Here is a 7,978-nt window from a genome sequence, read left to right on the forward strand (position 1 = left end):
AGGTCACGGGCCGCCGCGTGTGCCTGATCCGCGGTGCTCTGTCGCCGTTCGACCGGGCTCACTATGCCTCGATGGTGAAAGCTGCTTCGTATCCGTCATCGATCTTGATGTCTTCATACACGATGGTCTGGCAAAGGCGGTTCCATCGGTGGCCCAGTAGAACAGCGAGCCCCATGGGGCAGGCGAGGAAGAGGTGCATTCGGCGGACTCGGCGCGTGGAGCGGCGGACGTGGTCGCGGATGCCGACGGCCAAGGCGTTGGCGGCGGTGCTGTTGGGGACGGATCCGTCGTTTGCTGTGCCGCTCGGCGGGGTGAGGACGATGAGCTTGCTGACGGGGAGGTTCTGCTCGTCCAGGTAATCCAAGACGTCATCGGTGGGGTCCGTTGCAACGGCGATGGCGACAGCGATCTCGTCGCCTTGGCTGATGTCGTGCTCGATGACTCCGGGCGCCTGAGGGGTGTCGAATGGATCGTTGGTGGACCAGAGTTGGCTACCAGTCCTCCCGCGTTGAACTGCTGCGAGGTCGGTACCGGTGACCATGCGAAAGGTGGTGCCCACGAGGAAGGCTGGCGCGAGACGGATGCTGCCCGTGACGGAGACAGCGGTTGTCCCGGCGGGCAGGTGTCCAGGCGCGGCCTCGATGTCCGTCTGCAGCTGATCCCACGTGTGCGGTGACAGTGGGCGACGCTTGGTGTAGTCGGAGTCTCCGTCGAAGCGATCGATCCAGTCGATGGCGTGGTCAGCTTCCGACGCCAGCGGGTCCGGTTTGAGAGTGGCAATCGACAGAATGGCTCGGGCAGGCCCAGCCTTGAGTTCAAGCTCGGTGACGGCAGCCTCGATCATCGTCTTCGTTAGCTTTCGGTGGCCCTCGCGGACCATCTTGGCGACCCAGCCGACACCCTTTTCAAGTGCTTGCTGGTCGTGACGAAGGCCGGTGACAGTCATCAGGAGTTGGAGGTTCTCTTGGAACCTGACCATGTCCAGAGGCAGGTCGAAGCGCAGCACCGACAGGAGATCGATGAGTTCGGCCTCTGTTACTCCTGTCTCCTGGGCCCACCGGGCACGGGCCTTACCTCGGAGCGACTTGGCTCCGCCGACGGCTGCCTTGGGCATAAGGAGGCCGGTACGGGCGTCGCGGCCCGCCATCAAGTCGTCCTCGGGGTCGGCCGCCCGGTTGGTTACCAGGCGCACGTCGGCACTTCCACCGTCGGCGGTCAACTCCCTCCATGTCTTGGCGATCTTCTTGAGAATCGACGGACCGCCGCTGGCACTGGGCTTGGTCAGGTACTCCTCGTTGACCGGAGTGGTGCTGTCAACCGCGTACTTCACCTGCTTGTAGGTGTTCGGGGGAGCGTCACGCAGCAGGACGACATCATCGAGGTTGCCCACGCCGTCGAGCTCGACGCCGACTGCGCGGATTGGGTTGTGCGAGCGAGTGGCGTTCTCCCGCAGGAGGGTCAGGCAGCTCTCCCAGGCGACGAGCCACTGGTAGTAGTCACCGGTGGTGCGAACGCTGGTAGGGCCAGGAGCGGGGAGATGGGGCATCAGCGTTCCTCGGTGAAGACGGGGGTGGGCTCCAGCTCCTCGACGAGGGCGAGGAGGTCGTCGTCGGTGACCGGTCGGTCGGGGAAGGCACGGAAGACGGCAGCTGGGACCAAGCGCTGGGTGAGGTCGGAGAAGGTATAGCCGGGGCGGATGGTGGTGGGACCAGTGAGCTCGACGACCTTGCGGACTGTTTCCGGGCGGATGCCGAGCCCGTCGAGCGCCTGGGTGAGGACCGCGTGACGCTGCGCGTCGTCGGGGCGAGCGAAGGTGAAGGTGGCCGCGGCGCGGCGCATGACGGCCGGGTCGAGGGCGCCGAGCCGGTTGGTGCACAACACGACGACGACGGGGAGCTGGGCACCGGCCAGGCTGTCGATTCCGGCCAGGAATGCGTCGACGCCGGCTCGGTCCTCGTGGTGCATCTGCTGGGCCTCGCGGGACTGGACCAGGGCGTCGGCCTCGTCGACGACGAGGATCTGCACGGCGCGAGCACCCTGGGGGCCGGAGACGCGCCTGCCTACCGTGTGCATGTGGGTGAAGGCGTCGCCGATGAGCGACGTCATCTCGCCTACCAGGCCGCTGCCGCGGGTCGCGAGCTTGAGCCGGTACAGGTAGACGGGCAGGCTGAGGAAGTCGGCGAGGTCGCAGCCGAAGGACTCGGCCAGGGCCGACTTGCCGGAGCCGACATCGCCTGCGAAGACGAACAGTGGTGCCCGGTCCGCGAAGAGAGTGAGGGCGGCTACATCGCCGCCATGATGGGTGACGGCCCACGCCTGGAGTCTGCGCGGATCAGCGAGGAGCGCCGCTTCCTTACGCAGGCGCAGCTTTGTGCTGTCCAGGCCGATCAGCCGGTCGTAGCGGGCGCGGCGGGTGGGCTCGGGCAGTTCGATGACGGGGTGAAACAGGTCGTCCTGGCTGGTCACCTTCTTGATCCTCCTGCTGATAGCACTGGGCTTAGTAGGCGAGGTACACGTCGCGTGAGACGCCAGCGCCGTTACGGGCGTAGCTATGCCCTGCAGTGGTGTTGCCTGAGAGAGCGCTCGGGGCGACGCCGGTCGTCCGGGAGATCGGCAGAGCTCCCTTGACCGTCGCCTGCTGGGTGCCGGTCAGGAGGTCGAAGGTGGAGCTATAGGTCAGGAAGCTGTAGAAGCCGTAGCCGGTGAGGTTGACCGGGTCGGGAAAGTTGCCTGGCCGGGAGTCCACGAGCTGACCGCCGGTCGTGGCCTTGTAGCGCAGGCGGAGCTTCCAGGCGTTGTTGGCCGTGTCGCGGAAGCCGTAGTCGACAGTGTCGAGATAGCCGTCGCGCAGGAGCAGGGCGACCTCTTCGGCTGAGTTGTCGATTCGGTCGAGGGAGGGCTCGCCATAGAGGTTGAACAGGAGGCGGAGGTCGGCAGCGACTCTGCCTCCGACATAGCGGGCGTCAGTGATCGTGAACGAGGAGGAGGTGGATCTGGTGTACGAGCCAGTCATGGTCATTCTCCCGGGAAAGTAGGGCCGAACAGCTCCCGCCAGGCGTCGAGCGCCTCGCTCTTGGTGGCCGCGTAGGCGGCCATCGTGAGGGTGTCGAGGGTGGTCTTGGCGTGGTTCACCAGCCGTACGCGGTGGGCCTCGTTGTAACCCCGTGCGACGTTGTTCTCCGGGTTGACCGGGTCCCAGACCTGGATGGGCTTCGTCGTCGCGCTCACCGCGTTGGCCTTGTAGTAGTCCGTGAAAAGGATCGGCGTCTTCAGGCCGGTGCGGACGATGTAGGCGAGAACCTGTTCGATCGCTGCCGGGTAGTCGTTGACCTGGAGTGGCTTGCCATTCCAGCCGACGTCCCACAGGTGTGCGACCAGGAGCTCGATCAGGAACGACTTGCAGCGCAGCTGCGGGTCGATCTCCTTGCTCTCGCGGATCCACGCCTTCAGCAGGCGGATCAGCTCCCGGTAGCCGTCGCCGGCCACCGCCTTGCGCTTCTCGATGAAGCGCAGGTGCAGTGTGACGGAGGTGAGCACCTTGGTGCCGTCGCTGGTGACCAGGTAGCCCCTGTCGTCCGGTTCACCGGTGTAGAGCACCGGCACCACGTCGATCTTCAGGTCGGAGCCGCGCATGGTGATGCCTACCGCGTGGTCGGACGGCTTGAAGTCCTCCGCGACCTTCGTCTTGCCGTAGACCTCCTTGCAGCGCTCCTCCAGCCAGGCCAGCACGGTCGAGACGTCGACCGCGGGGTCTCCAACACGCAGGTACGCCGCGACGTCCGCGTCGGATCCCGTGCCGCTCTTGCGTCGGATCGCCGTATGCTTGGCCGTGCTGCCAGAGGCTCGGAGTTTCACCAGGTCGAAGTCCGGGTGGGCGGCGATGTACTCCTCCAGGCGCTCCCGCAGGTGGTTCACCTGTCGGCGGCGCTCCTTTGCCTCCTCCGCTGGCACGTTGACCTTGCTCTGCGCGAATGCCTTGAGGACCCTGTGGTCGACGTAACGCTCTCCCGACATAGCAGTTCGCCTTTCACCCGAGAAGATGACCGTCAGGAGAACAGGCTTACCACCCACCACTGACAACCCCGGGCCGAGTTGCGAGCGATGCCCGTGGGGCGATATCAGGCGGTCGGCGAAGGGCGATACACCGGGCTCAAACGACGTTGGTTCAGACCTCGCTTGAGCGCGTGACCGACCTCTCGGATCGCTCGGGAGGTCTCGTACCTCACTGTTCTGGGCGCGCGATTGCGTCGCCCGTAGAGCTCATCAGGGAAGGGACGCCATGGGATGCTGCACAGCAATGGCGCCGCCGACGAGAATGACCGGAAAGGTCTGATCCTCGACTTCGCGGGAGCGCTCACGGCCGACCCCACCGCTACTCATCGCGAGTGCTGCATGTCGGAGGGGCTGGAGCGTGGCGGGCGATTCTCAACGTCATTTGGAGGGGCGGCGGCGCTGCCGGGGAGCACGTGGACCCCGTGAACCTGATGGGGCGGGCCTGGGCCGACGTTCCGCCGGCGCGTCGGATGGTCGCGCTCGCCCGCGGCGCCGGTCACGGCTCGCGCTGCTCTCCAATGTATTGGCGCCCGCAGCGATGACGCTGCCCAGTCGGACGTACTCGAGCAAGTCCTCGTGCGTTATGAACGGGACGAGGACTTCGTGAGGACCTACGGCGTATCCGCACAGCAGCTTGGGCAGTTCCTTCGCAGCTGCCGCTGATTCAGCCTCGGCTTCGGGGTTGTGGACGTGAACGTCGGCGGCCTGGAGCTTTTCGAGGGTGGTGTCATCGGCGAGGGCCTGTTCTTCGTCGGCAAGGGGGCGTCCGTCGCGGTGGCGGAACGTCGAGGTCGAGCTGCCGTCGGGTGGCCCGGAGCTCGAGCGGGACAGGCAGGTCTCCCGCTCGTCCTGACCACGACGTATGGCAACGCGATCCGGGCGAACATCTTCAACGTCGAGGTGTGGAAGTCCGCGCTCGCGGGCGGCACGTCCGGGTGGTCGGCGTGGGGCAAGTCGGCGCGCTTGACCGCGGAGAAGGGCACGATCACAGCGAGTGCGGGATGAGGACCAACCTCGGCTAAGTCTCGAGGGTCACCGAGTGTGATGTGCGGCGACATTGGTGAGCCGGGCCGAGGGTGGTCGACTGGACAGTGGGGTGGCTTGATGCTGGGGACTCGGGGCACGGCTGGCGGCTCCGGCTCTCCCCAGATTCTCCCCACGCTCGTGGCGCCTCAAAATTCACAGGTCAGACGGCCCCTTGAGGGGAGGGTGAGGAGATCACCCGCATCACTTCTCCCCAGGGACTCCCCAGCGCCCATATGACCGTTTCGCTCGGGAGGTGCAGAAGCAAACACTGTGCGCCGGGTGAGGGGAGTCGGTCGACCGCTATAGCCAGTCTCGACGCTTGAAAATCACGTACAGACTGGTGCAAACGGCCCCCATCAAGGCGATCGCGAAGGGGTAACCCAAGCCCCAGTGCAGCTCCGGCATGGTGTCGAAGTTCATGCCGTAGATAGTTCCAACGAGTGTGGGTGCAAAGAGAATTGCGGCCCAGGCTGAAATCTTCTTGATCTCCTCGTTCTGTTCGAACCCCGCCTCCGCCAGCGCCCGCATCTCCGTGTTCTGCTGCTGGGTGACCAGCGTGGCGTTCACCGTGAGGATCTCGGTCAGGGCCTGGCGGAACGTGTCGACGCGCTCGCTGGTGTGGGTGACGTGATCGGCCACGTCCCGCAGATAGCGCTGGAGTTCCTCGTCCGTGCCGTACTTGGCGAACCCCGCCATCAGGCCGTGCAGCATGCCGACCAAGGGGCGGGTGGCGCGCTGGAACTCGACCATCTCGCGGGAGAGTTCGTAGATCCGGCGGGACACCTCGGGGTCGCCGCGGAACACCTCGGTCTCGATCTCGTCGATGTCGTTCTGCACGCCCGCGACCACCGGCGCGTAGCCGTCGACGACCGCGTCGAGTATCGCGTACAGCACCGCCTCGGGGCCCAGCTTCAGCAGCTCCGGCGTCTCCTCCATGCGGCGGCGTACGGCCGACAGGTCGGGGGCCGCGCCGTGGCGGACCGTGATCACGAAGTCGGGGCCGACGAACACGTGCAGTTCGCCGAAGTCGACGACCTCGGGAGCGTCGAGGTAGCGGGCGGCCCGCAGGACCACGAACAGCGTCTCGCCGTAGCGCTCCAGTTTCGGGCGCTGGTGAGCCTCCAGCGCGTCCTCGACGGCGAGCGGATGCAGATCGAACTCCGCCGCCAGGGAGAGGAGTTCACCGTCGGTGGGGCGGGCCAGGCCGATCCACGCCATACCGGCCGGCTGCTCGCGCAGTGCGCGGTAGGTGTCGGCCAGGGTGACGGGGGAGGACACGCGGACACCGTCGCGGTAGAGGGCCGCCTCCACGACGCTCGCCACCTCGGCGGTCCCACCCCGGCCCGGTGGAGCGCCGGTGCCGGCGCCGATGCCCGGAGGGTGGGGTGCGGGCGGCTGCGGCGAGGTCAGGGCGCGGCGCCAGACCGACTTGCGGGAGGTGTGGTTCACCGGCTGCGGCGGCGCCGCGGGCTGGTTCTCCTCGGCGGGGCGGGCGCGTCGCTGGGGCATCGCGGCTGCCTCTCGGTCGAGCGTACGGACGCGTGATCACGCAGCGGAACACGAGCAGGATACGCGGCTACGAGAACGGCAGCCTCCGGCCGTCCGCGCGGGAGTCGCGGCCAGAACCTGTCCGCAAGCCCCGCTACCGTGCCTCACATGACGAACACCAAGCGGAGCGTCACCGGCACGGCACCCCTGCTCGGCACGCGTGCCCTCAACCGCGCGACCCTCGACCGGCAGCTGCTCCTGCGCCCCGCCCGGCTCTCCGTCGCGGCGGCCGTCGAGCACCTGCTCGGGCTCCAGGCGCAGAACGTCAAGCCTCCCTACTACGCACTCGCCGCCCGCCTCGACGGGTTCGCCCCCGAGGCGCTGTCCCGGCTGATGGCGGACCGCGAGGCCGTTCGGATCGTCACGATGCGCTCCACCATCCACACCCACACCGCGGACGACTGCCTCACCCTGCGGCCACTGGTGCAGCCCGCCCGGGACCGGGAACTGGTCAACTTCCGTGCCGGACTCGCCGGTGTCGACCTCGACCGGCTCGCCGCACTCGCCCGCGACCTGGTCGAGGCCGAGCCCCGCACCATGAAGCAGCTGCGCGAGGCCCTGCTCCAGGAGTGGCCCGACGCCGATCCGCAGTCCCTGGCCGTCGCCGCCCGCTGCCGCCTCCCGCTCGTGCAGGTGACGCCGCGCGGTCTGTGGGGGCGGAGCGGACAGGTCAGGCTCACGACCGCCGAGCACTGGCTCGGCCGGCCCGCGGAGCCGGCCCCCACGCCCGACGCGGTCGTCCTGCGCTACCTCGCCGCCTTCGGACCGGCCTCCGTGAAGGACATGCAGACCTGGGCCGGCCTGACCCGCCTGCGCGACGCCTTCGAACGCCTCCGCCCGCAGCTCGTGACCTTCCGGGACGACAGCGGCGTCGAACTCTTCGACCTCCCGGACGCCCCCCGCCCCGAGCCGGACACCCCCGCGCCGCCGCGCTTCCTGCCCGAGTTCGACAACCTGCTGCTCTCACACGCCGACCGCACCCGCGTCGTCCCGCCCGAGCACCGGGGCCGCTCGTGGAAGGGGAACCTGGCCTACTGCACGCTCCTCGTCGACGGCTTCCTCGCGGGGCTGTGGAGGCTGGAGGGGGACGCACTCGTGATCGAGCCCTTCGACCGCCTCACCCGGGCCCAGCGGGACGAGGTCACCGCGGAGGGGGAGCGGATGCTGCGTGTCATGCACCCGGAGTCGTCGTACGACATACGGTTCGGTGCCGTCCGGACCTAGAAGGCCGCTTCGCGACATGGAAAGGGGGCGTTGGGGGGGGCGCGGGGGGGGCCCCCCCCCCCCCCCGGGGTTGAACAGAGGGGGTCAAAGGAGGGTGGGCGGGGGCGCGGGGTTTTCAGCCTCCTGG

General features: G+C 67.8%; 7 protein-coding genes and 1 pseudogene. 3 read left to right on the forward strand and 5 right to left on the reverse strand.

Annotation, left to right across the window (positions count from 1 at the left end; all coding sequences use genetic code 11):
* Nucleotides 1-61: 61 nt before the first annotated feature.
* The 4 genes from ACIRDU_RS06975 to ACIRDU_RS06990 are packed head-to-tail and all read right to left on the reverse strand — an operon-like array spanning nt 62 to nt 4,014.
* Nucleotides 62-1,546: an SAVED domain-containing protein gene (locus tag ACIRDU_RS06975; RefSeq protein ID WP_403575580.1), complete on the reverse strand. Its 1,485-nt coding sequence runs from the start codon at nt 1,544-1,546 to the stop codon at nt 62-64.
* Nucleotides 1,546-2,466 carry an AAA family ATPase gene (locus tag ACIRDU_RS06980; RefSeq protein ID WP_403575582.1) on the reverse strand — a complete coding sequence of 307 codons (921 nt, stop codon included), beginning with the start codon at nt 2,464-2,466 and terminating at the stop codon, nt 1,546-1,548. Before ACIRDU_RS06980 ends, ACIRDU_RS06975 begins: the two co-directional genes overlap by 1 nt.
* Nucleotides 2,467-2,497: 31 nt before the next feature.
* On the reverse strand, nt 2,498-3,013 hold the full coding sequence (locus ACIRDU_RS06985) for a hypothetical protein (RefSeq protein WP_403575584.1): 516 nt from the start codon (nt 3,011-3,013) through the stop codon (nt 2,498-2,500).
* A 2-nt stretch (nt 3,014-3,015) separates the two neighbouring features.
* Nucleotides 3,016-4,014: a CBASS oligonucleotide cyclase gene (locus ACIRDU_RS06990; RefSeq protein ID WP_403575586.1), complete on the reverse strand. Its 999-nt coding sequence runs from the start codon at nt 4,012-4,014 to the stop codon at nt 3,016-3,018.
* A gap of 270 nt (nt 4,015-4,284) precedes the next feature.
* Here ACIRDU_RS06990 and ACIRDU_RS06995 point away from each other — a divergent pair.
* Nucleotides 4,285-4,573, forward strand: a pseudogene (locus tag ACIRDU_RS06995) (HAD family phosphatase); the annotation flags it as partial.
* 170 nt (nt 4,574-4,743) lie between these two features.
* Entirely contained in the window at nt 4,744-5,058 is a 315-nt protein-coding gene (locus tag ACIRDU_RS07000) for a hypothetical protein (RefSeq protein ID WP_403575588.1), read from the forward strand.
* Between the two features lie 321 nt (nt 5,059-5,379).
* On the opposite strand, the gene ACIRDU_RS07005 is transcribed toward ACIRDU_RS07000, so the two are convergent.
* A complete protein-coding gene (locus tag ACIRDU_RS07005; protein WP_403575590.1) occupies nt 5,380-6,588 on the reverse strand; it encodes a magnesium and cobalt transport protein CorA in 1,209 nt (402 codons plus the stop codon).
* Between the two features lie 147 nt (nt 6,589-6,735).
* Here ACIRDU_RS07005 and ACIRDU_RS07010 point away from each other — a divergent pair, with 147 nt between their 5' ends.
* Entirely contained in the window at nt 6,736-7,851 is a 1,116-nt protein-coding gene (locus ACIRDU_RS07010) for a winged helix DNA-binding domain-containing protein (RefSeq protein ID WP_403575592.1), read from the forward strand.
* Nucleotides 7,852-7,978 lie beyond the last annotated feature (127 nt).

This window comes from Streptomyces sp. NPDC093598 (assembly GCF_044764825.1).
GTDB lineage: Bacteria > Actinomycetota > Actinomycetes > Streptomycetales > Streptomycetaceae > Streptomyces.

Coding starts and splice junctions, on each gene's coding strand:
- ACIRDU_RS06975 (WP_403575580.1), bottom strand. CDS start 1,546: ATGCCCCATCTCCCCGCTCCTGGCCCTACCAGCGTTCGCACCACCGGT.
- ACIRDU_RS07005 (WP_403575590.1), bottom strand. CDS start 6,588: ATGCCCCAGCGACGCGCCCGCCCCGCCGAGGAGAACCAGCCCGCGGCG.
- ACIRDU_RS06985 (WP_403575584.1), bottom strand. CDS start 3,013: ATGACTGGCTCGTACACCAGATCCACCTCCTCCTCGTTCACGATCACT.
- ACIRDU_RS07010 (WP_403575592.1), top strand. CDS start 6,736: ATGACGAACACCAAGCGGAGCGTCACCGGCACGGCACCCCTGCTCGGC.
- ACIRDU_RS06990 (WP_403575586.1), bottom strand. CDS start 4,014: ATGTCGGGAGAGCGTTACGTCGACCACAGGGTCCTCAAGGCATTCGCG.